Origin of the sequence: Streptomyces sp. MMBL 11-1, assembly GCF_028622875.1 — a bacterium.
Taxonomy (GTDB): domain Bacteria; phylum Actinomycetota; class Actinomycetes; order Streptomycetales; family Streptomycetaceae; genus Streptomyces.
The window spans coordinates 7,727,361-7,750,225 of record NZ_CP117709.1; the positions used below are offsets into that span (position 1 = coordinate 7,727,361).

Here is a 22,865-nt window from a genome sequence, read left to right on the forward strand (position 1 = left end):
ACAACGTTCATGAGAACCTACGAACCCGATGCGGCGAGACAGACGACCGGCGCCCGCCGTCGTCTCTTACGCCATCCCCTGGTCCGCCACCTCCGGCGCCCCGGAGGCATACGGTGAGTCTCGCGGACAGCCTGGCGCACGCCCGGCCGGACATCGTCGAAAACCGGCCGGACATCGTCGAAAAGGTGACGGTCGCCGTCATCGGCACCGGGGCGATCGGGCGTGATCTGGTCAGCAAGATCGACCGGTCACCCACGCTGGACTGCCGGCTGGTGGCCGGACGCAACCCGGATTCGGCGGGTCTGCGGTACGCCGAGAGCCTCGGCTGCGCCACCACCGCAGCGGGTATCGACGCCGTACTGGCGGCGGCGAGCCCGTTCGACGTCGTCTTCGACGCCACCAGCGCCGCGTCCCACCGGGACCACTGGCCGCTGCTGGAGCCGCTCGGGACGCTGGTGATCGACCTGACGCCCAGCAAGGTCGGGCAGATGGTGGCGCCCACCGTGACCGGGGTCGCGGCGGAGGCCGCGCGCAACGTCAATCTGATCAGCTGCGGCGGACAGGCGTCCGTCCCGGTCGTGCACGCGCTCGCGGCCCGTTTCCCGGTGACGTACCTGGAAGTCGTGTCGACCGTGGCGAGCGACGTGGCCGGCCGCGCGACCAGACTGAATCTCGACGAGTACGTGACGGCCACCGGTCACGCCGTGACGACGTTCTCCGGCGTGCGCGACGTCAAGGTGATCCTCAACATCAGTCCCGCGGTGCCGCCGGCCACCTTCCGCACCGTCATCCACGCACGGGTGCCCGACGTTGATCCGGCGGCGGTGCGCGCGGTGGTCGGCCGGGCGGCCGAGCAGGTGCGGTCCTTCGCCCCCGGGTACCGGGTCGTCGCCTGCACCGCGGCCGGCGATCTGGTGACGATCGTCCTCAAGGTCACGGCGCACAGTGACGTCCTGCCCCCGTACGCCGGGAACCTCGACATCATCAACGCCGCCGCCGTCATGGTCGCCGAGCAGTACGCGGCCCGGCCGGACCGGGCGGCACGGACGGGGGTGACGTCGTGAAGCGACTGGTGATCCACGACCCGACGTTGCGCGACGGCCAGCACGCCGTCCGCCACCAGCTCGGACTGACCGCACTGCGCCGTTACGCGGAGGCGGCGGACGCGGCGCGGATCCCGGTGGTGGAGGTCGGCCACGGCAACGGCCTCGGCGCCTCCTCGTTGCAGGTGGGGCTCGCGGCGGCGACCGACGACGAGATGCTGTCGACCGTCCGGGAGGCGCTGCGCCACAGCCGGTTGGGTACCTTCATGCTGCCCGGCTGGGGCACTTCCGACGACCTCCGGCGGGCGATCGCCCACGGGGTCGACGTCTTCCGCGTCGGCGTGCACGCCACCGAGGCGTCCCTGGCCGAACACCATCTGGGCTTCCTGCGGGACGCGGGCGTCGAAGCCCACTGCGTCCTGATGATGAGTCATATGGCCTCCCCGGACGAACTGGCCGAGCAGGCCGCACGAGCCGTCGGATACGGAGCGCAGGCCGTGGGGATCATGGACTCCGCGGGTCACTTCCTCCCTCCGGACGTCACCGCGAGGATCGGTGCGATCGTCGAGGCGGTCGGCGCCGCCCCGGTGATCTTCCACGGACACAACAATCTCGGAATGGCCGTCGCCAACTCGGTGGCCGCCGCCGACGCCGGCGCCCAGATCATCGACGGCTGCGCCCGTGGCTTCGGAGCCGGGGCGGGCAACACCCAGCTCGAAGTGGTGGTGCCGGTGCTGGAGCGCAGCGGGTACGCCACGGGCATCGACCTGTACGCGCTGCTGGACGCCGCCGACCTCGCCGAGCGCGAACTCATGCCCGCCCCACCGGTGACCGCCTCGATGAGCATCGTCAGCGGCCTGGCGGGAGTGTTCTCCGGCTTCAAACACCGGGTCGTCGAACTCTCCGGGGCCGCGGGCGTGGACCCGCGCGAGGTCTTCTTCGAACTCGGCCGACGGCAGGCCATCGCCGGCCAGGAGGACCTGATCGTGGACGTGGTGGCGGAGTTGAGCGGCCGCGGCGCCGACGGCTGACGCGGCATGAGACCCGGCGAAGAGAGGAGGACCAGCGACATGGCAGTTCCGGAAGCTGTGCCCGGCTCGAACGGGACGGCGGGTGTCGAGATCACCCGTATGTCGTTCGACGAGTTCCTGACCGTGGGCCCCCGGGGGCTGTACGAGGCCGACCGACCCGTGGTGATCAAGCTGCCGGCCGACGTGCAGGGACTCGGACGGGACGAAGTGGCCGCGCGCCTGGCCGAGATGACCGTCACCCTGTTCACCGAGCCGGGCGACAAGAACCACCCGGGGCGCTGGGAGACACGCGACATCAAGCTCCGCGAGTTCTTCGCGGACGAGCGGCACCTGACCAGCACGGACACCTGGCACCGGGTGGTGTCGAACATCCGCAGCAGTCCGGCCGACGTGAACGCCGTCATCGGCTTCGACGCCGAGGAGTTCTTCGGCTACGGCGACAGCCTGTACGCGGCCAACCTGTGGATCAGCCACCGCGGCGTGTTCACCAAGAACCACTTCGACGAGTTCGAGAACTTCAACATCGCGCTGGAGGGCCGCAAGCGGTTCATCATCGCTCCACCCGGCGTCCGGGCCTACTACCCGAGGTCGGTCCTGCGCGGGTTCGGCGACAAGTCGAACGTCGTCGACCTCGACGACGTCGACCTGTCGCGCTACCCGAGGCTCGCGGCCGGACTCGCCCAGCGCCGCGACTTCGTCCTCGAACCGGGACACATGCTCTATCTGCCGCTCGGCTGGTGGCACCAGGCCGAGTCGCTGGGCGAGATGAACATCAACGTCAACTTCTGGCTCAAGTCCAAGAAGATCCTCCGCAGGCCGCATGTGCTCGGCGTCGCCCTGTACACGTACGCCTACCGGAGACTCAAGGGCGTCTACAGCTACAAGCCCACCGAGGGGAACTCCCGATGAGCGAGCGCAGGACCATCACCCCCACCCACCGGTACCGCAACAACGACAAACTCATCGGGATCGGCAACGCCTTCTGGAACCAGTCCTACGAGAACGGGGTCGCGGGCATCGTCGGCGACCTGGAGGACGGCGTGTTCCACATGCCCGACGGGCATGAATTCGTCAACTTCACCGTCTGCTCCTACCTCGACCTGGACACCCACCCCAAGGTCATCGACGGCGCGGTCGACTCGCTGCGCCGCTTCGGGGTGCTCGACCACTGCATCCCGCGCACCCGCGTCCAGACACCGGTACTGCTGGAGCTGGAGGAGTCGCTGGGCGAGCTGTTCGGCGCGATGGTGATCAGCGCGCTCTCCACCGCGGCGGCCAGCACCGGCCTGCTGCCGATGATCGCGTCGGGACACCTCGGCAACGGCACCAGACCGCTGATGGTGTTCGACAAGAACGCCCATGTCTCCCTGGCCAACGCCAAGCCGAGCTGCGCCGACGAGAGCGAGGTCGTGACCTGCGGCCACCACGACCTCGACTTCCTCGAGGACATGTGCCGCACCTACGAACGTGTCTGCTACGTGGTGGACGGCTCGGACAGCCTCGGCGGCTACGCGCCCGTCGGGCAACTGGCCGAACTGCAGGAGAAGTACAACCTCATGGTCTTCTACGACGACTCGCACTCGCTGTCCGCGTACGGCGAGCGTGGCATCGGCTACGTACGCACGCACTCCCCGGTGCTGGACGAGCGGACCATCACCGTGGCGACCCTGACCAAGGGATTCGGGGCCGGGGGCACGGCGATCCTGCTCGACGGCTACCCCGAGGAGACGCGCCGGCTCATCGAACGGTTCGCGGGCCCGCTGGGCTACTCGCAGAAGATGAACGCCGCCGCCGTCGGTGCGGCACTCGCCTCGGCCGAGATCCACCGCACCGAGGAGCTCACCCGGCTGCAGGAGCGCCTGCGGTCCAACATCGCGCTGTTCGACTCGCTCGTCCTGACCGAGCAGGCCGACAGCACCTACCCGATCCGGGTGGTGCCGATGGCCGACGACACGGTCGTCGAGGCGGCCAAACAGGTCTTCGCGGCAGGGTTCTACACCTCACCGGTGTTCTTCCCGATCGTCGCACGCGGCACCGCCGGACTGCGGGTGATGCTGCGGGCCGGCCAGAGCGCGGAGCAGATCAAGCGGCTCGGCGGCGCGTTGATCGAGGCCGGGGCGCGCCCGGCGGCCGCGGCCGCCGGGGCGGTGTCCCGGTGACCGGGGCGGCACGGGCGATTCCGCGCAGCATCCTCTACACGCCGGCCCTGTCGCCGGAGAAGGTGGTGAAGGCCTGGTCGTACGACGCGGACGTCCACCTCATCGACCTGGAGGACTCCGTACCGCCCGCCGACAAGCAGGCCGCCCGCACGGTCTGCCGGGCCGCGCTGGAGAAGACACCGCGGCCGGGGCACGTCGCCGTGCGGATGAACGAACTCGGCAGCCTCGCCGGGGTCCAGGACGTCCTGATGCTGGCCGAGAGCCCGGTGCGGCCCGGCATCGTCCTGATGACGATGGTGACCTCGGCGGACGAGGTCGACCTGCTGCGCCGGATGCTGGCCTCGACGGGCGCGACCCCCGAGATCTACGTGACGGTCGAGACGGTCGAGGCGGTCACCCGCGTCGACTCCATCGCGCGCTCCGCCGACGGACTGGTGCTCGGCTCGGCCGATCTGGCCGCCACGCTCGGTGTCGACATCAGCTGGGAGGCCATGCTGGCCGCCCGGCAGGCGATGGCGCTGGCCTGCGCCCGGCACGGCACGGCGTGCGTCGACACCGCCAACTACCGGCTCGCCGAACCGGCGGTCCTGGCCGAGGAGACCACCCGGGTGCGGGCGCTCGGCTTCCACGGCAAGGCCACGGTGCACCCGGGCGAACTCGATGTGATCAACCGGCTCCTGCGGCCCAGGCCCGACGAGCTGGGACACGCCCGCAGAGTGGTGGAGGCCGTGACGGCGGCCGACGGCGGGATAGCCGTCCTGGAGGGCAACATGGTCGGCCCGCCGTTCGCCCGGCTGGCCCGCACCACCGTGGCGCGCGAGGACGCCTGGACCAGCCGGTTCGGCCGCGACGGTGGAACCGCGTGAGCGCGCCGGTGATGGTCCAGGCCGCCGACATGGCCGGTACCCGGCGGATGCTCCGCGTCATCGACGTGCTCGGCGAGATGTTCGCCGACCTGGCCGCCGGCCGGACCAGGTCCCCGGCCCGCACGGTCGTCGAGCACGGTGACCGGCGTGTCCTCCTGGTCAGCCCCGCCGTCTGGGAGCAGCGCGGGGTGGGCAGCGTCAAGATCACCACGCTCACCCCCGACAACCCGGACCGCGGGCTGCCGTTGATCCACGGAGTCGTCGCGCTCACCGATCTGGAGACGGGGCAGATCACCGCGCTCCTGGACGGCGCCGAGCTCACCGCCGTCCGCACCGGCGCGGTCGCCGCCCTGGCGACCCGCTGGTGCACCCCCGACGACGCCGACGACCTGGCGGTGATCGGCGCGGGGGTGCAGGCCCGCGCCCTCGTCCGGGCGGTGACGGCGGTACGCCCGGTCCGTACCGTCCGCGTCCACTCGCGCACCCGCGCCGGGGCCGAGAAGCTCGCAGACCTGATCCGCGACACCGCATCACGACCCGTGCGCGTGACGGTCTGCGACACCGCGAGGGACGCCGTCACCGACGCGGCGATCATCTGCACCGCCACCTCGACCGACGACGGCACACCCGTGGTGGAGGCGGACTGGGTGACCCCCGGGGCGCATGTGAACGTGATCGGCGGAACCCACCCGGACGCCGTCGAGCTCGCCCCCGCCCTGCTGGTCGGCGCCGTGACCCTCGTCGAGGACCGGGCCGCGGCGCTGGACGGGGCGGGGGAGATCCGGGCCGCCCTGGCCGACGGCCTGATCAGGGCCGAAGACCTGCGCGAACTGGGCGATCTGGTGAGCGGCGGGGGCGGCGTCACCGGCCGGACCACGGTCCTGCGCACGGTCGGCATGGCCATCGAGGACACCGCCGCCGCGGTGGCGCTGTTCGAGGAGCGCGGTACGGCCGAGCGGGGAACCGGCGGTCCGACCGCCGTTCCGCGAACGAAGGAGGGAGCGCCGGATGGACACGCATGAGGACCTCGGTCCAGGACAGGGGCACCCGTGGTTCGGCCGCCACCGGCTGAGGCCCGCCGCGTCGGCGGACACGATCCGGCACATGCTGCGGCACGAGCTGCGGGACACCGGCTGGCCGTACCAGAGGGTTCTTCCCGCCGCGCCGCTGGCGATCCCGCGCGCGGCCTATGCCGAGATCTTCCGGGCGAGCGTCGCGCTGGTCGATCTGTTGCGCCGCGCCGCCCTGGAGAGCGGGCACACCACCGCCGACAGGCTGGCGGCCTACGGGATGCCCGCCACCGAGGACCGGCTGTGGATGCGCGACCCGTTCGTCGAGGAGCGCTACGCCGACTCCGTGGTCCGTCCGGACCTGGTCATCGGGCCCGACGGGCCGCAGTTCCTGGAGTTCAACGTCAGCGGCGCGCTCGGTGGCGTGGTGGAGACCCGGAGCCGTCTGGCGGTGTGGCACGGGCTGCACGCCGACGAGGAGGGCCGGGCCCCGTTCCGTTCGCCGGACCCGTTCGCCGTACGTGCCGAGATGTTCCGGTCGCTCAGCGCGGAGTCGGCGGTGGCGCCGAGGGTGGCCGTCGTCGGCAGCGCCCGGGTGACCGGAGTGGAGCGACGGTACTTCGAGATGGAGGCCGACTACTACAACAGCCACGGCCTGACCGCACGCTTCTTCGAGCCGGAGGAGCTGTCCGAGGCATGGGACTGCGCCCCGCATCTGCGCCATCCGGTCGGACTGCGGAACTTCACCATCCCGGACTGGCTCGACGCGGGCCTGGACACCACTCCCGTCCAGGACGCCCTGGACCACGGCTGCCTGCTCGTGGGCACCCAGACATCGACCTTCCTGCACAGCAAGCTCACCATGGGGCTCCTGTCGGAGGGACGGCCCTGGATGACCGAGGGCGACCGCAGGCTCATCGACCGGTACCTGCCGTGGACGCGGATCCTCTCCGAGCGCAGGACCGAGCGCGAGGGCCGGCAGGTCGACCTGCTGCCGTTCGTGCTGAAGAACCGCGAGCTGCTGGTGCTCAAGGCGGCCCTGGGCGAGAGCGGGCAACAAGTGCTCATCGGCCGCGAGACCGATCAGGCCGCGTGGGAGTCCGCCGTCGGCGAGGCCGTCCAGGGCCGCACCAGCGTGGTGCAGGAGTTCGTGCGACCGGGGACCTGCCGGGTCGCGCTGATCGCCGACGGGGTCGACGAGCCGTACGACGTCGATGTCGCCCCGGTGCTGGGGCCTCTGCTGTTCGGCGGCCGTCCGGCAGGGCTGTTCTGCCGCTTCTTCGGCGACGGTTCCGCCGGGATCGTCAGTGTCCGAGGAGGAACGAGCAGCTCCGACAACGTCATGGTGGCGATCTGACGGCAGCACCCCGCACGCTCCGCCCCCGGCGTCGGTGCGCCGTCCGCGCCGCCGCCCCCTGATCGAGTGATATCACCGGAGAGATGCCGCATGACCCTGCGTCACGTCAAGGACAACGAGTACGTCGAGGAGCACGGCGGGGACTTCGAGGACTTCGAGCCGGGCATGGTGATCCGCCACTGGCCGGGCCGTACCCTCTCCGAGGCCGACAACACCTGGCTGACCCTGCTGACGATGAATCAGCACCCGCTCCATTTCGACCAGCACTACGGCGCCGGCGCCGAGTACGGAAGGGTCCTGGTGAACAGCGGTATCACGCTGTGCCTGGTCGGCGGAATGACCGTGCAGGCGCTGTCGGCGCGGGCGGTGGCCAACCTGGGCTGGGACAAGGTCCGTCTGAAGAGCCCCGTCTTTGTCGGCGACACCCTCTACGCGACGAGCCGCATCCTCGACAAGCGGCTGTCCCGGTCCCGGCCGGGCCAGGGGATCATCACCGTGGAGACGACGGGCACGAAGTCGACGGGAGAGACCGTCATCGTCTTCGAGCGGTCCTTCATGGTCCGGTGCCGTGAGCTGCCCGACCCGCCCGAGGGCCAAGGAGGCCAGGACGCGACCGCCGCCGACGAGGACGGCGAGACCGCGTAGCGCACCGGGCCGCCGACCCCGTACCGCCCCGTTCCCCCAGCCCGTCGGACACCCGGCCCTGACCGGCGGAGGAAACACACCGCGTTCGCCGGGCCCGCTGACGTACCCGGGAACAGCCCCGGCCCACGGCCCGGAAAACCCTTGTCGTCCCCGCCGATCACGGTGCGACACTGGCCCCGTGGACACAGCGACGCGCTTCCGGCAGACGGTCATGTCCTGGGCCGCGGGCGACGGGGACGCCCCCGTGCCCGCCGAGGCCCGGGCCGCCCGTGAGCTGGCGGCCCGTCTGAGCCTGCGCACCGTCGTGCTCGTCGAGGGCGTCAGCGACCGGGCGGCGGTCGAGGCGCTCGCCGAGCGCCAGGGGCGCACCCTGAGCGCCGAGGGCGTCGTGGTCGTGCCGCTCGGGGGCGCCACCAGCATCACCCGCTACCTGCGCCTGCTGGGGCCCGACGGGCTCGACGCCCGGCCCGCGGGGCTGTGTGACGCGGCGGAGGAGCGCTTCTTCCGCCAGGGCCTGGAGCGGACCGGCTTCGGCCTCGCCCCGGCCCCCGGCGACCTGGAGGCGCTGGGCTTCTTCACCTGCCACGCCGACCTGGAGGACGAGCTGATCCGGGCACTCGGCTCGGACGGCGTCCAGCAGGTCGTCGACGCCCAGGGCGACCTGCGCTCCTTCCGGATCTTCCAACGGCAGCCCGCCCAGCGGGAGCGGACGGTCGAGGCGCAGCTGCGGCGCTTCATGGGGACCATCGGCGGCCGCAAGGAGCACTACGCGCGAGCGCTGACGGAAGCGCTGGACCTCGCACGCCTGCCGGAACCGCTGGACGGACTCCTCTCCCACATCTGACCGAAGGTGGCCGTCTGACCGAAGCGTGGCCGTCCGGCCGGGTGAGCAGGTCGTCGGCGCAGAACACTGCGTCGGACGGTCGGACGGTCGGGCAGCCCCGGCAGCCGGCCCCCCGCCCGCCCCGCCGCCACGTCGAACCGTTCCGTGGGCAGCTCCCGTCCTGGGCAGCTCCCCCAGGGCGTCCGGACCGAGCCCCGCCCCGGCGCCCGCTCACCCCTCGCGGCGCGACCGCCAGAGCAGCCAGATGAAGTACGGGGCGCCGATCACGGCCGTCAGCAGTCCGACCGGGATCTGCGCCGGGGCGATGACGGTCCGGCCGACCAGGTCCGACACGACCACCAGCAGCGCGCCGAGCAGCGCGCTCACCGGTATCACCCGCACATGTCCGCGGCCCACCAGGGCGCGTGCCGCGTGCGGGGCGACGAGGCCGACGAACCCGATCACGCCGACCGCCGCCACGGCTCCGGCCGTCAGCAGGACGGCCAGGCTCAGCAGTGCCAGCCGGGTGGCACCGATCCGCACCCCGAGCAGGGCGGGCGTCTCGTCGTCCAGCCCGATCAGGTCCAGCTCGCGGCGCATCAGGGCGAGGGCGGGCAGCGCGACCACCAGGCCCACCAGCACCGGGATCAGCTCGGGGAACGTCCGCCCGTACGTCGAACCACCGAGCCAGGCCAGCGCCTTGGTCTCGTTGTGCGGGTCGGTGAGCACGATCAGCAGACTCACGAACGCGCCCGCACCGGCCTGGACGCCGATACCGATCAGCACCAGGCGGTTCTGCTCCAGCCCGCGGCGGGCGGCCAGACCGAACACCAGCGCCGCGGCGGCCGTCGCGCCGGCCAGCGCGGAGCCGCCGATCAGCCAGAAGCTCGCCAGCGGTACGACGGTGAGGACGGCGACCGCCCCGACCCCCGCCCCGCTGACGACGCCGAGGACCCCCGGCTCCGCCAGCGGATTGCGCGACACCGCCTGGACGACGGCTCCCGCCACCGCCAGCGCCGCACCGGCCAGCAGGGCCGCGGCGACCCGGGGGACGCGCGTGTCGAGGACGTAACCGACGAACTGCCCCGCCCGGCCGCCGAGCCAGTTGCCCACGTCGCCCAGGAGCAGCGTCGCGTCGCCGAACAGCGTCGCCGCCACCACCGCTCCGACGAGCCCCACGACCGTCGCCACCAGGGTGAGGACGAACGCCCGCCGGCCGCGCAGCCGGGTGAACGCCGTCGAGCCGCTGTCCGTGCCCATGTCGCGCGACCGGTAGGCCAGGACGACCAGGACGAGCGCGCCGAAGCAGGTCGTGACGATGCCGGTGGGCACCTCGGCCCCCGCCCGGGCGCCGAACACCGCGCGCAACAGCACATCCGCGCCGAGTACCACGAGCACACCCGCGAGCGCCGACGCGGGGATGAACGCGCGGTGCCGGACCAGGCCGGGGATCCAGGTGCTCAGCAGGCGGACCACGGCGGGCGCGCACAGTCCGACGAAGCCGACCGGACCCGCGACCGCCACGGACACCGCCGCGAGCAGCACGGCGAGGATCACGGCCATGCTGCGCGTCAGCCGGGGACTCACGCCCACGACCGCGGCGCCGTCGTCGCCGAGGGCGAGGATGTCCAGCCGCCTGCCCAGCAGCATCAGTCCGGCGAACGCCACGAGCGCGACCGGGGCGAGCCGGTCGATGGACTGCATGCCGATCTGGGCGAGCGAACCATTGCCCCAGGCGAACAGCCCGGTCGTCTGCTGGGAGCGCAGGAGCAGCAGCATCCCGCTCAGCCCGGACAGGGCGAGGGTGAGCGCCGAACCCGCCAGTACCAGCCGGATCGGCCCGGCCCCCGCCCGGGACAGGCCGAGGACGACGCCCGCCGCCAGCAGTCCGCCGAGGAACGCCGTGGCCCCGGCCGGCAGCGCGGGCAGCGTGATGCCGAACGCGGCGACGGCGACCACCGCGAGGTACGCGCCCGCGTTCACGGCGAGCGTGTCGGGGGAGGCCAGCATGTTGCGTGACACCGACTGGAGGGCCGCGCCCGCCGCGCCGAGCGCGCAGCCGACGAGGAGCCCCGCGGCGAGCCGGGGCAGCCGGGAGTCCAGGACCACGGCCGCCGTCTGCTCGTCGGCGCTCCGGTCGGAAGCGGCCCCGGTCGCCAACTGCCAGAGCGTGTGCAGGTCCACGGCGGCGGTGCCCTGACCCACGTGCACGATCGCGAGGGCGGCCAGGGCGACGATCCCCGCGATCGCGAGGAGGAACATCCGGCCGCGGCGGGCCGGCGGGCCGGCCGCCACCGGGGGCGCGGCCCCGAGCGGACCGGCCGCGCCCGTCCCCGTCTGCACGGGGGCGGGCGGGGCGGTTGCGGTGCGTGTACGCATCGTCAGGCGGTCAGTGCGCCGACGAGGGCATCGACGTAGTCGCGCATCGACGCCGTGCCGCCGAACATCCAGATGCCGTCGGGCAGCCGGTGGACCTCGTCGTTCTTGACGAACGGGAGGGACTTCCACACCGCGTTGTCCTTGAGGCCGTCGGCGAACGGGTCGCCGCCGTCGGAGTCGTTGGCGATGTACGCGAACTGCGCGTCGCCGATCTTCGTGAGGCCCTCGACATCGGTCGCCGCCAGGCCGTAGGCCTTGTCGCCCTTCAGCTTCCACGGGTCGACGAGGCCGAGTTCGGTGTTCACGTCGGAGAGCAGCGAGCCCTTGACGTACGGGCGCACCGAGACCTGGTTGCCCTCCTGCCAGCCGTCGGCGAAGGCGACCTTCTCGCCGTCGAGACCGGCGTCCGCGAGCTTCTTCCTGCCGTCCGCGACCGCCTTGCGGAAGGAGCCGATCTCGGACTCGGCCCTGTCCTCCTTGCCGGTGGCCTTGCCGATGAGCTCGACGGTGTCGACCATCTGGTCGATCTGCCGGCTCGCGTCGGCCGAGCGGACCACGGCGACGGGGGCGGCCTTGGAGAGCTGCGCGATGGCGGAGTCGGACAGGTCGGTGGTGGCGACGATGAGGTCGGGCTTGAGGCTCGCGACCGTGGCGACGCTGGGCTCGCCCCGGGTGCCTATGTCCTTGACGCCCTCGGTGAGCGGCGCGGCGGTGTTGTACGCGGTGTAGCCCTTGACGTCGGCCACGCCGACCGGCTGGACGCCGAGGGTCACGAGCGTCTCGACGACGTTCCACTCGGTCCCGACGACACGCTTGGCCGGTCCGTCGAGCGTGATCTTCTTGCCGCGCGAGTCGGTGACCGTCACCGCGCTGTTCCCGGCGGACTCCTTCATCGGCGCCTCGGTGGTGCCGCAGGCCGTGAGGGCGAGCGCGGCCGCGGCGGCGAGGGCGGGCCACGTCAGGTGCTGGTTCTTCATGGGGGTGTTCAGGGCCTTTCGGAACGGAGGTGGTGGCGGCCGACCGCGCGGGTACGCGGGATACCGGTGGAGGAGTCGGGTTCGACGTCGATGCGGATGCCGTACGCGTCGCTGAGCCGCTCGGGGGCGTACACCTCCGTCGGCGTGCCCGCGGCGACGATCCGCCCGCACGACAGGAGTACGACCTGGTCGGCGACGGAGGCGGCCTGGTCCAGGTCGTGCAGCACGACCCCGACGGTGACGCCGTGGGTGTCGGCGAGGTCGCGGACGAGGTCGAGGATCTCGACCTGATAGCGCAGATCGAGATAGGTGGTCGGCTCGTCGAGGAGGAGGACGTCGGTGTCCTGGGCCAGGCAGCAGGCGAACCAGACGCGCTGCAACTGCCCGCCGGAGAGGCTCTCGACCCCGCGGTCGGCGAACGCCGAGAGGTTGGTGACGGTCAGCGCGTGCTCGACCATCCGGGCGCCGTCGGGATCGGTTCCCCGGAGCCGGTCCCGGTAGGGGTGCCGGCCGAAACCGACCACGTCGCGCACGCTGAGGCCGGCCGGTGCGTTCCGGCTCTGCGCGAGGAGGGTGACACGGCGGGCGAAGTCGGAGCGCGACAGGGCGAGGGCGTCGACGGGTCCGCTCTCCTCCGCCTGGCCCGCCACGGTCACGCTGCCGGCGCGGGCCTTGTGCAGCCGGGCCACGGCCCGCAACAGGGTGGACTTCCCACTGCCGTTCGGGCCGATGAGCGCGGTGACGCGACCGCGCGGCAGCCGGAGGTCGGCCCCGTGCACGACGTCGGTACGGTCGTACGCGATCGTCATGCCGCGGGCGTCGAGGCCGGCGGCGGTTTCGGGGGCGGGGAAGGACGCGGCCGGGCCGGGCTCGGCGCCGGGGGGCGCGGTGGTGGGACCGGCGGCGGGCGCGGAGCGCCGACGTGGCGGCGGGCCTTCTCGGTCGAGGGCAGAAGCGATCACGACCGTGAGGTTAGCCTAACCTAAATTCCCCCGGTCAAGAGGGATCCGGAATCGCGTCCTCCGCGTGATCCGCGTGGCTCGCGCGACCCCGGGTGATCCCCGGGTGGCGGTGCTTTCCGGTCGAAGGGGCGGCTGGTCGCATCCGGGCCTTCTCTGTGTATCCGCAGGTCAAGGGATGGTTTTGCGTTGAACCGCCGAAGTTCGTCCACATGTTGGACGGTTCACGCGCACGGCCTGAGCTGCCCGAATGATCATTCGGTCGGGTCGAACGCCTGTCTTCGGCCGGAAGCTGGCCGTCGATGTGCGCTCACTTTCCGCATGCGTAAGACTCCTGACCGCAATCAGGCACACGACCAAGGAGCCTTCACTCATGCGACACAACCCTCACGCGATCTTCGCGACCATCACGGCCGGCGCCCTTCTGCTCGGCGGATTCGCGGCCGCCACCGCCCAGGCGGCACCGGCGGGGGCGGAGAGCCTCTACGCGCCCTCGGCGCTCGTCCTCACCGTGGCCGGCGGCGAGGACCCGCGGACCGCCACCGTCGAACGGGCCGTGACGCTCAGCTGCGCTCCCACCGCGGAGGGGACGCATCCCGATCCCGCCGCGGCCTGCGAGGAACTGGCGGCGGTCCGGGGGGAGTTCTCCGAACTGACCGCGGGCCCGTCGAACCGGACCTGCACTCGCCAGTGGGACCCGGTCGTGGTGACCGCCCACGGTGTCTGGCAGGGCGAGCAGGTCGAGTTCAGCGCCACGTACGGCAACGCCTGCGAGATGGCGGGCAGCATGAACGGCAACGCCGTATTCGCCTTCTGACCCACCAGGGCGTGCCGACGCCGGGGTGACGGAGCGCGCCACCCTCCCACCGAGGCGTCCGGTGATCCGCCCCGCCAGGCGTGCCCCGCACACGCCACCCGTTCACGACGACCGGGAGCCATGCGGTCGCCCCAGCCGTTTCCGCCGCGGCGGGCGGCGACCCGTCCCGGTCGGCTCGTCACCGTCACCGGACGGCCGCATCCGGAAGGCCCCGGGCCGGGGGTGTCGCTTGCTACCTGCCCGCCGCGGAGCCGGAGTACGGCAGCAGGGCCATCTCTCGGGCGTTCTTGATGGCCGCGGTCATCTGACGCTGCTGCTGGGCGCTGATCCGGGTGACCCGCCGGCTGCGGATCTTCCCCCGGTCGGAGATGAACCGCCGCAGCAGATCGGTGTCCTTGTAGTCGACATACGTGATTCCGGCGGCGTCCAAGGGGTTCGGTCGGGGCTTGAGCGGCTTGCGGGGGTCCTGCTGACGTGCCATGGGACTTCCTCGTGCTCGGTGTGTCGGGAATGTTCGGCGGGCGGTCGGTGGGCCGTGGCCGCAGGGGGGCGGGGCCGGGGTGCGGGCGGTACGGAGCGGGGTCAGTGGACCGGGTCGAGGAGCGCGTCGAACGCGGCGGGCAGGCTCTTCCACGCCTCCCGGCCGGAGCCGTACTCCTCGTCCGTGAGCAGGCAGGAGTCCAGCAGGCCGGTCAGACCGTCGCGGTCGAGGCCGGGGGAGACGAAGACCAGGTGCTGGCAGCAGTCCCCGTGCTCCGGGTGCCAGTCCAGTGCGGCGGCCGCCCGCCGGTAGGGCGGCACCATGGACCAGGCGGCGTCCGGGAGTGAGGCGAGCCAGGGGCCGGTGTCCTCCACGCACAGCGCGCCGCCCGCGGCGTCCCAGGAGAGCAGGGTGTCGGGCCGGTCCGCGAGCCAGAACCGGCCGCGGCTGCGGGCGGCCGCGCAGCTCAGGTCCTCCAGCGCGTCGAGGAGGCGTTCGGGGTGGAAGGGCCGGTGCCGCCGCCAGACGAGCGTGCCCACCCCGGCCTCGTCCGCCTCCTGCGGCAGCAGCGCGCAGGCCGGGTGCTGGCCCGCGTCCGCCGCCTCCACGTCGAATCCCGCGAAGGCGAGCCGGGCCAACTCGGCGGAACCGGCCCCGGCCTGGCGGGCCGTCGGGTGCAGCTGCCGGATCAGGGCGTGGTCCTCGTCGTCGGCCGCCGGGCTCGGCGTCACGGCCAGGACGGGCGCGTACTCCATCTGCCGGGCCCACGTGTCGCCGATGGTCCGCCGGTCGCCGGGCGCCGCCGCGAGGCCGGCCTCGGCCAGATCGTCGCCGTTGGAAAGGCAGGGCAGGACGAGGGTGGGGTCGACCGCCGTGAACACGTTGGTGACCTCGGCGGCGGTGGTGTGCGCGGCGATCACCTCCGCCATGGACTTCGGCTCGACGGAGTCCCAGAGCTCCAGGACGGCGAGGCGGGTCCGCCCGTCCCCCGCGAGGCGTTCGAGTTCGGGGACGAGGTCCTCGCGCAGCGCGCAGCAGGCGCATTCGTTCACCAGCGGCGTCTCGCCGGAGGCCAGTTCACCGCCGGCGTCCCGCAGGGAGCGACGTACCGTCCCGCCGGTGGCCGTGGACAGGTCGTGGTGCAGCGCGACGCTGTGCGGGACATCCCGCAGCAGCCCTTCCACCACGTCGCGGCGTGCTTCGGAGTGCAGGCCGCAGACGATGACGACGGGCAGTTTCGTACGGTGCTCGCTCACCGGGCCTCACCGCGTCCGTAGCGGCGTTCGAAGCGCTCGACGCGTCCGGCGGTGTCCAGAACGCGGGCGGTGCCGGTGTAGAAGGGGTGGCTCGCGGAGGAGATCTCCACGTCGACCACCGGGTAGGTGTTGCCGTCCTCCCACGCGACGGTGCGGTCGCTGGTCATGGTGGAGCGGGTGAGGAACGCGAAGTCGGCGGCCTTGTCGCGGAAGACGACGGGGCCGTAGGAGGGGTGGATTCCGGGCTTCATGACGATCTCCTGGGGGGTCGGGTCTGTGGTGTGTGCGGGTGGGCCGGACCGACGGGGCCTCAGCGCTCCTCGCGGAAGTCGACATGGCGGCGGGCGACCGGGTCGTACTTCCGCAGCACCATCCGGTCGGGGTCGTTGCGCCGGTTCTTGCGGGTGACATAGGTGTAGCCGGTCCCCGCGGTGGAGCGGAGCTTGATGACCGGGCGTACTTCGTTGCGAGCCATGGGCGCTACTATATGGCAATGGTTTCCATTTTCAATAATGGATGCGTCGAAGGAGAGGCAGGTAACCTTTCATGTCCGCCCACTGCCAACTGACCGGCTCGAAGCCGGGATTCGGCAACAACATCTCCCACTCGCACCGCCGGACGTCCCGCCGGTTCGACCCGAATGTCCAGCGCAAGCGGTACTGGCTGCCCGGCGAGGGGCGGTACGTGCGCCTCACGCTGAGTGCTCGGGCTATCAAGACCGTCGACAGCATCGGCATCGAGGCCGCGGTCGCGCGCATCCGCGCGCGGGGAGGGAAGGTCTGATGGCGAAGAAGAGCAAGATCGCGCGGAACGACCGGCGCCGGGAGACCGTCGACCGCTACGCCGCCCGCAGGGCCGAGCTGAAGGAGATCATCCGTCGGCCCGGCACGCCGGAGCGTGAACGCGTCGCGGCGGTCGAGGAGTTGCGGCGTCAGCCGCGCGACGCCAGTGCCACGCGGGTCCGCAATCGCGACAGCGTCGACGGCAGGCCGCGGGGGTACCTGCGCAGGTTCGGGCTCTCCCGGGTCCGGATGCGTGAGCAGGCCCACGCCGGATTCCTCCCGGGGGTGACCAAGTCCTCCTGGTGAGGACGGCCCGAGCGCCGGCAGCGGGTGGTGGTGCGGCGGTCGCGCCGCGCCACCACCCGCGACGCGTCGGTCAGCGGCCGACCGGGTCGGCGTGCGCCCCGTCCCCGGGAGCGAGGAGGGCGAGGTGGCCGCCGTCGTCCAGGGGCGTCGGGACGGTCAGGGTCGTGAGCAGGTCCGCCCGGTCCGCGTCGAAGACGTGGACCTCGCCGTGGCCTCCCCGGCTGACCGCCACCAGGCCCGCGCCGGGGGAGGCGGCGACGGCCCGCCGCTGCACACCGTCCCAGGGGGTTCCGCCGCGCCGGGGCGCACCGGACATGGCGGGCAGGGGTAGGCGCGCGCCGACCTCCGGGCGGCCTCCGGCTACCGGGGGCGCGGTGAGCAGGACGAGCTCGTCGCCGTCCGGGTGGACGCGGGTGTACGCGATGTGGCGTGCCGTCACCGCGAGCCGGAACACCAGACCGGGGCCCAGCTCAAGTCGGCCCGTGGCACCCGTGTCGAGGTGGTGCCACCAGGCGTCGTTGGACCAGTCCGGCCACTGTCCGGGGTCGCCCGGCCCGCCGCGCACGCAGGACCAGAGCATGCGTCGCACGGGGTCGAGCCGCAGGTAGTAGCCGCGTCCGCCGGAGCGCCCGTCGGCGGACCAGGACAGGGGGGCCTCGGGCGTGAGGCCGTCCCCCTCCCGTCGTACGCGATGCACCCCCGAGCCCGCGGCGGCGAACGCCCGGCCGGTGAGCGGGTCATGGGCGTCGCCGTGCCCGTCGTCGTCCGGCAGGGCGATCCGCCGGAGCGGCGTCGCCGGAGGGCACGCGGGGGCCGAACGCATCAGGTCGTGGTGCCGGTGGACCAGCAGCTCGCCCGGCTCCCGGTGGCGCAGCACCACGAGGGGGGACCGCCCGCCGAGGACCGTGACCCCCGGCTCGCCGGTCCGCCCCCGTACGCGTACGGCGACGGCCCCGTCGGGTGCGTCGAGGTCGACGGCCGTCAGGAGCCCGGTCCAGGCCTCCTCGTTGCGGCCGAGACCGGTGGTCACCGCGAGGTGCCGCCCTCCCGGGTCCGCCGCCAGGTGCTCGGCGGGGACCGCGACCGGTATCCGCCGCCGGACCAGCGGCCGGCCGGCGCCGGGTCCGTAGGGGTCGAGGACCAGCAGCTCGCCCGCCCGGTCGTCCACGCAGGCGGTGAGGTCGCCCGGCAGGGGGAGGAAGCCGGCGTGCTCGGCGAGGTGCCGGTGGGTCAGCTCCGCGCGCTCCGTGCCGTCCGGGAGGTCCAACAGGCTGATCCGGCCGGCGACATGATCGGAGATCAGCAGGCGCGGCGGCGCCTGGGGCGAGGGGTTTGGGGTCTGCGGCATGGCGAACTCCTGAGCTCGGCGGGGTCGTAGGGGTGATGGGGGCCGGTGGGGTCCAGCTGTGCCTCCCGCCCACTTTATTGGAAATGATAATCATGTGTATGGTTCCGGTCTGTGGCGGGGATCGCTCCCGGGGCTCCGCCGCCGTCTCTGCCGCACCCCGGGACCGCACAGGAACGTTGAGGGACCGTCGATGCCACGAACCGCGCTGAGAGTCCGCCGCTGGGCCGCGATCGCCGTACTGGGAGGCCTGCTGGCCGGCTGCGGGACCGGGGAGGCCGACACCGCGAAGGACGCCGTCGCTCCCGGGAACGGGACCGCGGCCCGTACGAGCACCGACGTGCGGCCCATCGAGGCCGCCACCCGGATCACCGACGCCCAGGGCGTCACGGTCTCCCTGCCGAAGCCGCCGCAGAAGATCGTCTGCCTGGTCGCCCTCTGCGACGACATCCTCGTCGAGCTGGGTATGACCCCGGCCGCCACCAACTCCCAGGTGCTGGCGCACCCGAGGTTCCTGGGCGAGGAGAAGGCGGCGAGGATACCGGTCGTGCCCGGCGGCTTCCTCAGCCCCGAGGTCGAGGCGATCCTGTCCCACCGGCCCGACCTGGTGATCGGTCTCAAGGACACGCACGGCAAGCTGGCCCCCGCGCTGAAGGGCGCCACGACGTTCTGGCCGGTCCAGCCCGGATCCTGGCAGGACAGCGTCGGCTACCTGCGGGACCTGGCCGCGCTCACCGGCCGCACCGAGCAGGGCGAGCAGGCGGAGAAGGCCTTCCGTGCCCGCCTGGCACAGGCGGAGAAGAGGAAGAGCGACAAGACCGCGCTGATCATCTACGGCAGCGACGAGAACTTCGGCGTGGCCACCCCGGAGACCGATGTGGCGGCCGGACTGTTCCCGAAGATCTCCCACTACCCATGGAAGAGCCGGGGCGTCGACGGCAGCTACAGCCTGGAGGAGATCCTCGCCCGTGACGTCGACGTCCTCTTCGTGGAGACCCTCTCGTTCGGTGCGCCGGACGGCAAGCTGTCCGACAAGCTGGCCGACAACCCGCTCTGGTCGCGGATCCCGGCCGTGAAGAACGGCAAGGTCATCGAGGTCGACTCCGAGGTGTGGGCCAAGGGGCGCGGCACCCGGTCCCTGGGGGTCGTCCTCGACGAGGCGACGGCCGCACTGCGGTGAGGCGCCCACCCGTGGCGCCGCTCTGCCTGGGCGCGGTGGCCCTGGCGAGCGCGGTCTGCGCGCTCAGCCTCGGCACGCCGTACGTCCCGCCCGCCACGCTCCCGGCCACGCTGGGGGACGACGGGCTGGCGGGGCTCGTGGTCACCGAACTGCGCCTGCCCCGCATGGTGCTGGCGCTGATCGCCGGGGCCTGTCTGGGCGCGGCGGGCCTCGTCCTCCAGGAGGCCCTGCGCAACCCGCTGGCCGTGCCCGAGATGCTGGGAGTCTCCTCCGGGGCGGCCCTGGGCGTTGCCGCACCGCTGGTCCTGGCCCTGTCCGTGCCCCTCGGGCTCCAGCCGTTCCTCGCCCTCGCCGGGGCGGCGTTCGGCGGTCTGCTCACCCTGGTCGCCGCAGGATTCGGACGGAGCCCCTCGGCCGTCCTGCTGACCGGAGCGGCCGTCGCCGCCGCGCTCCAGGCGGGCCTGCTGGTGCTCATGGTCATGGCCGACCAGCTCGACCTCCAGCTCATCTACCGCTATCTGCTGGGCAGTCTGTCCGCCCGCACCTGGGACGACGTCACCGGCCTGCTGCCCTGGCTCGTCGTGGCCGTCCCGGCTCTGGTGCTGTGCGTGCCGGTGCTCGGAGTGCTGCGCCTCGGCGACGACGACGCCCGGGCGCTGGGCGTAAGGGTCGAACGCGCGCGCGTGGCCGCGCTGGGCATCGCCGTCGTTCTGATCGCCCCCGTCGTCGCGGTCTGCGGGCCGGTGGCCTGGGTCGGCTTCCTCGCCCCCCATCTCGCCCGCCGCCTTCGCCCGGACGGCGGCGCGGCCGGCTGGCTCGTCCGGTCCGCCGTGTGCGGCGCGATCGTCGTGCTGTGCGCCGATCAGCCGGCCCGGCTGGCGCTCGCCCCGGTCGAGACGCCTGTCGGCGCCTGGACCGCCCTGGTCGGGGTGCCGGTCGGGGTCGTTCTGCTCAAGCGCGGCGGCCGGCCCGCCCGGGACCGGGGGCCCGTGGCCCCGCCCGCCCCGGGGGCCCTGTCGGACCTCGCCGCTCCCGTCCTGCGGAAGGCGGAACGATGACGCTCATCGACACCGTGCCCGGACCGGCCCGTCGGGCCCTGCGCGCGCCGGGGGTCCGGCTGGGCGGCCTGGCACTGCTCGTCGCCGCGGTGGCCTGCGCCGACCTGTTCGCCGGCCGGGGTGTCACCCCCGAAGGCGTACGGACCGTGCTGCTCGGGGGCGGCGACGACCCGACCGCCGAGCACATCGTGCTCCAACTGCGGCTGCCCCGGCTGCTGGTGGCGCTGGTCGCCGGAGCCTGCCTCGGGGTGGCCGGGCTCGTGCTCCAGTCGGCCCTGCGCAATCCGCTGGCCGGGCCCGAGGTCACCGGGGTCACTCCCGGCGCGGTGCTCGGCGCGGTCGCCGCGACCGGCCTCGGCCTCGCGGGCTGGGAATCCCCCACCGCCGTGGTCGTGGCCGCCTGCCTCGGCGGCTTCGCCGGAGCGGGGCTGCTGTGGCTGCTCGCCGGGCGGGACCGCGGCGACCCGGAACAGACCGCGGTCTACGGGGTCCTCGTCTCGGCGGTGCTCGCCGGGCTCACCGCGGTCGTCCTCCTGGTGGCACCCGGCGAACTCGGCAGCGTCGTCCAGTGGTTGATCGGTTCCACCGAGGGCCGGGTGTGGCAGCACTGGAATCTGCTCTGGCCGTGGGCCGCCTTCTGGGGCGCGGCGGCCTGGCTGCTCGCCGGGCCGCTGACCCTGTTGCGCTGCGGCGACGAACAGGCCTCCGCCGCGGGCCTGGCCACCGGCCGGGGCCGGGGCGCGGCGCTCGTCTGCGCCGTGGCGCTGACGGCCGGCGCCGTGTCGGCCGTGGGAGCGCTCGGCTTCGTGGGGCTGCTGGTGCCCCATCTGGCGCTGGCCGTCTTCGGGGCCGACCTGCGCATCACCCTTCCGGGTGCCGCGCTGCTCGGCGGGGCGGTGGTGTGCGGGGCGGACGCCGCTGCCCAAGTGCTGTCCCGGCTGCTGGCCACCGCGCTCGACGCGGACCGGCTGACCCTTCCGGTCGGAGCCCTGACCACGTTTGTCGGGGCGACGCTGCTGATGGTCGTGGCGCGGCGACGGGCGGACGAGCGATGACGGAGAGCGGTACGCGGACGGGACACGTCGGCATCGGCATCGGCACCGACGTCGGCACCGGCATCGGCATCGACGTTGACGGAAGTGGAGGACAGCGGATGAGGAGGGTGGCATGCCGGAAGGCCTGACCGGACAAGTGGAATCGAGCCCGGCGGAGGCGGCCGGGCCGGAAGCGGAACCGTACGTCATGCCCGGCCCGGAGGTCGTCCGGGCGGAGGGGCTGGCCTTCGGCTACCCCGGACGGATGGTTCTGCGCGGGGTGGACCTGAGTGTCCGGGCCGGCGAGCTGGTCGCCCTGATCGGGCTGAACGGCTGCGGCAAGAGCACCTTCCTCAAGCTGGCCGCCGGGCTGCTCGCCCCGAGCGGCGGGCGCGTCCTGCTCGGGGGCGACGACGTGGCGCGGCTGCCCCGCCGCACCGCCGCCCGGCGCGTCGCCCTGCTCCATCAGTCGGCGCCCGCCGTACCGGGACTGACCGTGCGGCAGCTGGTGCGCCAGGGGCGCTATGCCGCCCGGGGGCCGCTCGGGATGCTGCGGGAGGGCGACGACGAGGTGACCTCGCGGGCGCTCGCGGACGTCGGCGTCACCGCCTGGGCCGACCGGCCCGTGGACGCGCTGTCCGGAGGCGAACGCCAGCGGGTCCGGCTGGCCATGGCGCTGGCCCAGGACGCCCGCGTGCTCTTCCTCGACGAGCCGACCACCTATCTCGATCTCCGGCACCAGCTGGAGGTGCTCCAGACGGTCGTACGGCTGCGCGCGGAACGCCGTCTGACGGTGGTGATGGTGCTGCACGACCTCAACCACGCCGCGCGGTTCGCCGATCGGATCGTCGCCCTGCGTGAGGGGCGCGTCGCCGCCGACGGGCCTCCGGCCGAGGTGGTCACCCGGCGTCTGCTGGCCGAAGTCCTCGGCGTGGAGGGCCGGGTGGGGATCGACAGCGAGGGCGGCTGGCCGGTCTGTTACCCAGATCACCCTCTCGACCCGCTCCAGCTATTGCGGAATGAAAATCATATTCATTAGTGTCTGTGCTGCGGCACGCACCGACGCCGCGAACGACACTCATCCGAACGACCGAATGGAGACTCAACTCATGGAGCAGAACAAGGTGTTCAGCCCGATCGCCGACCAGGGCCAGCTCGCTCACCTCTCCGCCACCCACTCGAACGCCCTCGTCGAGAACCCCTTCGACGACGCCGTCGAGGCCGACGCCCCGGCCGAGAAGTAAGCGGCTCCTGCCGCTGACGGCAGGTTTCCCGCGTAGCGCGGGGGCGGGCCCGCCCGGTGACCTCCCGGGCGGGCCCGCCCCGTTCAGCCCCGAACGTCCCTTCCCGCTTCCAG

General features: G+C 72.8%; 25 protein-coding genes and 1 pseudogene. 17 read left to right on the top strand and 9 right to left on the bottom strand.

All coding sequences use genetic code 11. The features are described 5' to 3' along the window. The first annotated feature begins 113 nt into the window (after window positions 1-113). The 9 genes from PSQ21_RS34125 (at window position 114) to PSQ21_RS34165 (ending at window position 8,955) form a co-directional block, all read left to right on the top strand. Window positions 114-1,064 carry an acetaldehyde dehydrogenase (acetylating) gene (locus tag PSQ21_RS34125; RefSeq protein ID WP_274035271.1) on the top strand — a complete coding sequence of 317 codons (951 nt, stop codon included), beginning with the start codon at window positions 114-116 and terminating at the stop codon, window positions 1,062-1,064. After that, complete coding sequence (gene dmpG / locus PSQ21_RS34130; RefSeq protein ID WP_274035272.1) at window positions 1,061-2,074, top strand: 4-hydroxy-2-oxovalerate aldolase; 1,014 nt, start codon at window positions 1,061-1,063, stop codon at window positions 2,072-2,074. The genes PSQ21_RS34125 and dmpG overlap by 4 nt, the downstream gene beginning before the upstream one ends. Before the next feature lie 39 nt (window positions 2,075-2,113). Next, window positions 2,114-2,983 carry a cupin-like domain-containing protein gene (locus tag PSQ21_RS34135; protein WP_274035274.1) on the top strand — a complete coding sequence of 290 codons (870 nt, stop codon included), beginning with the start codon at window positions 2,114-2,116 and terminating at the stop codon, window positions 2,981-2,983. After that, complete coding sequence (locus PSQ21_RS34140; protein WP_274035275.1) at window positions 2,980-4,233, top strand: 8-amino-7-oxononanoate synthase family protein; 1,254 nt, start codon at window positions 2,980-2,982, stop codon at window positions 4,231-4,233. The genes PSQ21_RS34135 and PSQ21_RS34140 overlap by 4 nt, the downstream gene beginning before the upstream one ends. Then, the gene (locus tag PSQ21_RS34145; protein ID WP_274035277.1) at window positions 4,230-5,099 is read left to right on the top strand and encodes an HpcH/HpaI aldolase/citrate lyase family protein; all 870 of its coding nucleotides are present in this window, start codon (window positions 4,230-4,232) and stop codon (window positions 5,097-5,099) included. Before PSQ21_RS34140 ends, PSQ21_RS34145 begins: the two co-directional genes overlap by 4 nt. Beyond that, window positions 5,096-6,121, top strand: a complete 1,026-nt coding sequence (locus tag PSQ21_RS34150) for an ornithine cyclodeaminase family protein (protein ID WP_274035279.1) — start codon at window positions 5,096-5,098, stop codon at window positions 6,119-6,121. The genes PSQ21_RS34145 and PSQ21_RS34150 overlap by 4 nt, the downstream gene beginning before the upstream one ends. Continuing rightward, window positions 6,108-7,466, top strand: coding sequence for a hypothetical protein (locus PSQ21_RS34155; RefSeq protein ID WP_274035281.1), 1,359 nt, complete (start codon window positions 6,108-6,110; stop codon window positions 7,464-7,466). The genes PSQ21_RS34150 and PSQ21_RS34155 overlap by 14 nt, the downstream gene beginning before the upstream one ends. Before the next feature lie 90 nt (window positions 7,467-7,556). After that, window positions 7,557-8,111, top strand: a complete 555-nt coding sequence (locus tag PSQ21_RS34160; protein ID WP_274035283.1) for a MaoC family dehydratase — start codon at window positions 7,557-7,559, stop codon at window positions 8,109-8,111. 178 nt (window positions 8,112-8,289) lie between these two features. Next, window positions 8,290-8,955, top strand: a complete 666-nt coding sequence (locus tag PSQ21_RS34165; protein WP_274035284.1) for an ATP-dependent endonuclease — start codon at window positions 8,290-8,292, stop codon at window positions 8,953-8,955. A gap of 43 nt (window positions 8,956-8,998) precedes the next feature. Here PSQ21_RS34165 and PSQ21_RS37915 read toward each other — a convergent pair. From PSQ21_RS37915 to PSQ21_RS34180, 4 genes and pseudogenes are all read right to left on the bottom strand, one after another. After that, a pseudogene (locus PSQ21_RS37915) lies at window positions 8,999-9,113 on the bottom strand (LacI family transcriptional regulator); the annotation flags it as partial. A 52-nt stretch (window positions 9,114-9,165) separates the two neighbouring features. Continuing rightward, window positions 9,166-11,313, bottom strand: coding sequence for an iron ABC transporter permease (locus PSQ21_RS34170; RefSeq protein WP_274035285.1), 2,148 nt, complete (start codon window positions 11,311-11,313; stop codon window positions 9,166-9,168). A 2-nt stretch (window positions 11,314-11,315) separates the two neighbouring features. Continuing rightward, window positions 11,316-12,290, bottom strand: a complete 975-nt coding sequence (locus PSQ21_RS34175) for an ABC transporter substrate-binding protein (protein WP_274035286.1) — start codon at window positions 12,288-12,290, stop codon at window positions 11,316-11,318. Window positions 12,291-12,298: 8 nt separating this feature from the next. Continuing rightward, the gene (locus PSQ21_RS34180) at window positions 12,299-13,099 is read right to left on the bottom strand and encodes an ABC transporter ATP-binding protein (RefSeq protein WP_397989529.1); all 801 of its coding nucleotides are present in this window, start codon (window positions 13,097-13,099) and stop codon (window positions 12,299-12,301) included. A gap of 523 nt (window positions 13,100-13,622) precedes the next feature. Here PSQ21_RS34180 and PSQ21_RS34185 point away from each other — a divergent pair. Next, window positions 13,623-14,066: a subtilase-type protease inhibitor gene (locus tag PSQ21_RS34185; RefSeq protein WP_274035289.1), complete on the top strand. Its 444-nt coding sequence runs from the start codon at window positions 13,623-13,625 to the stop codon at window positions 14,064-14,066. Window positions 14,067-14,298: 232 nt separating this feature from the next. Here the strand turns inward: PSQ21_RS34185 and rpsR are convergent, their stop codons facing one another. The 4 genes from rpsR to rpmG form a co-directional block, all read right to left on the bottom strand. Then, entirely contained in the window at window positions 14,299-14,547 is a 249-nt protein-coding gene (rpsR, locus tag PSQ21_RS34190) for a 30S ribosomal protein S18 (RefSeq protein ID WP_274035291.1), read from the bottom strand. Window positions 14,548-14,648: 101 nt separating this feature from the next. Next, the gene (locus tag PSQ21_RS34195; protein WP_274035293.1) at window positions 14,649-15,803 is read right to left on the bottom strand and encodes a CobW family GTP-binding protein; all 1,155 of its coding nucleotides are present in this window, start codon (window positions 15,801-15,803) and stop codon (window positions 14,649-14,651) included. Further along, window positions 15,800-16,054, bottom strand: coding sequence for a type B 50S ribosomal protein L31 (locus tag PSQ21_RS34200; RefSeq protein ID WP_103511914.1), 255 nt, complete (start codon window positions 16,052-16,054; stop codon window positions 15,800-15,802). The genes PSQ21_RS34195 and PSQ21_RS34200 overlap by 4 nt, the downstream gene beginning before the upstream one ends. A gap of 59 nt (window positions 16,055-16,113) precedes the next feature. Further along, entirely contained in the window at window positions 16,114-16,278 is a 165-nt protein-coding gene (gene rpmG, locus PSQ21_RS34205) for a 50S ribosomal protein L33 (protein ID WP_003964410.1), read from the bottom strand. Window positions 16,279-16,349: 71 nt separating this feature from the next. Here rpmG and rpmB point away from each other — a divergent pair, with 71 nt between their 5' ends. After that, window positions 16,350-16,586 (top strand): 50S ribosomal protein L28, encoded by a 237-nt coding sequence (gene rpmB, locus PSQ21_RS34210; protein ID WP_030584778.1) that lies wholly within the window; start codon window positions 16,350-16,352, stop codon window positions 16,584-16,586. Beyond that, on the top strand, window positions 16,586-16,891 hold the full coding sequence (gene rpsN, locus PSQ21_RS34215) for a 30S ribosomal protein S14 (protein WP_097871825.1): 306 nt from the start codon (window positions 16,586-16,588) through the stop codon (window positions 16,889-16,891). The genes rpmB and rpsN overlap by 1 nt, the downstream gene beginning before the upstream one ends. 70 nt (window positions 16,892-16,961) lie before the next feature. On the opposite strand, the gene PSQ21_RS34220 is transcribed toward rpsN, so the two are convergent. After that, complete coding sequence (locus PSQ21_RS34220; RefSeq protein WP_274035297.1) at window positions 16,962-18,239, bottom strand: hypothetical protein; 1,278 nt, start codon at window positions 18,237-18,239, stop codon at window positions 16,962-16,964. 190 nt (window positions 18,240-18,429) lie between these two features. Between PSQ21_RS34220 and PSQ21_RS34225 the strand changes: the two genes are divergently transcribed. The 5 genes from PSQ21_RS34225 (at window position 18,430) to amiA (ending at window position 22,752) form a co-directional block, all read left to right on the top strand. Then, on the top strand, window positions 18,430-19,416 hold the full coding sequence (locus PSQ21_RS34225) for an ABC transporter substrate-binding protein (RefSeq protein ID WP_274035298.1): 987 nt from the start codon (window positions 18,430-18,432) through the stop codon (window positions 19,414-19,416). Further along, on the top strand, window positions 19,413-20,474 hold the full coding sequence (locus tag PSQ21_RS34230) for a FecCD family ABC transporter permease (RefSeq protein ID WP_274035300.1): 1,062 nt from the start codon (window positions 19,413-19,415) through the stop codon (window positions 20,472-20,474). The genes PSQ21_RS34225 and PSQ21_RS34230 overlap by 4 nt, the downstream gene beginning before the upstream one ends. Further along, on the top strand, window positions 20,471-21,529 hold the full coding sequence (locus PSQ21_RS34235; protein ID WP_274035301.1) for a FecCD family ABC transporter permease: 1,059 nt from the start codon (window positions 20,471-20,473) through the stop codon (window positions 21,527-21,529). The genes PSQ21_RS34230 and PSQ21_RS34235 overlap by 4 nt, the downstream gene beginning before the upstream one ends. A 187-nt stretch (window positions 21,530-21,716) precedes the next feature. Then, the gene (locus PSQ21_RS34240) at window positions 21,717-22,547 is read left to right on the top strand and encodes an ABC transporter ATP-binding protein (RefSeq protein ID WP_274036084.1); all 831 of its coding nucleotides are present in this window, start codon (window positions 21,717-21,719) and stop codon (window positions 22,545-22,547) included. 70 nt (window positions 22,548-22,617) lie between these two features. Then, the gene (amiA, locus tag PSQ21_RS34245; RefSeq protein ID WP_257139051.1) at window positions 22,618-22,752 is read left to right on the top strand and encodes a streptamidine family RiPP; all 135 of its coding nucleotides are present in this window, start codon (window positions 22,618-22,620) and stop codon (window positions 22,750-22,752) included. Window positions 22,753-22,865 lie beyond the last annotated feature (113 nt).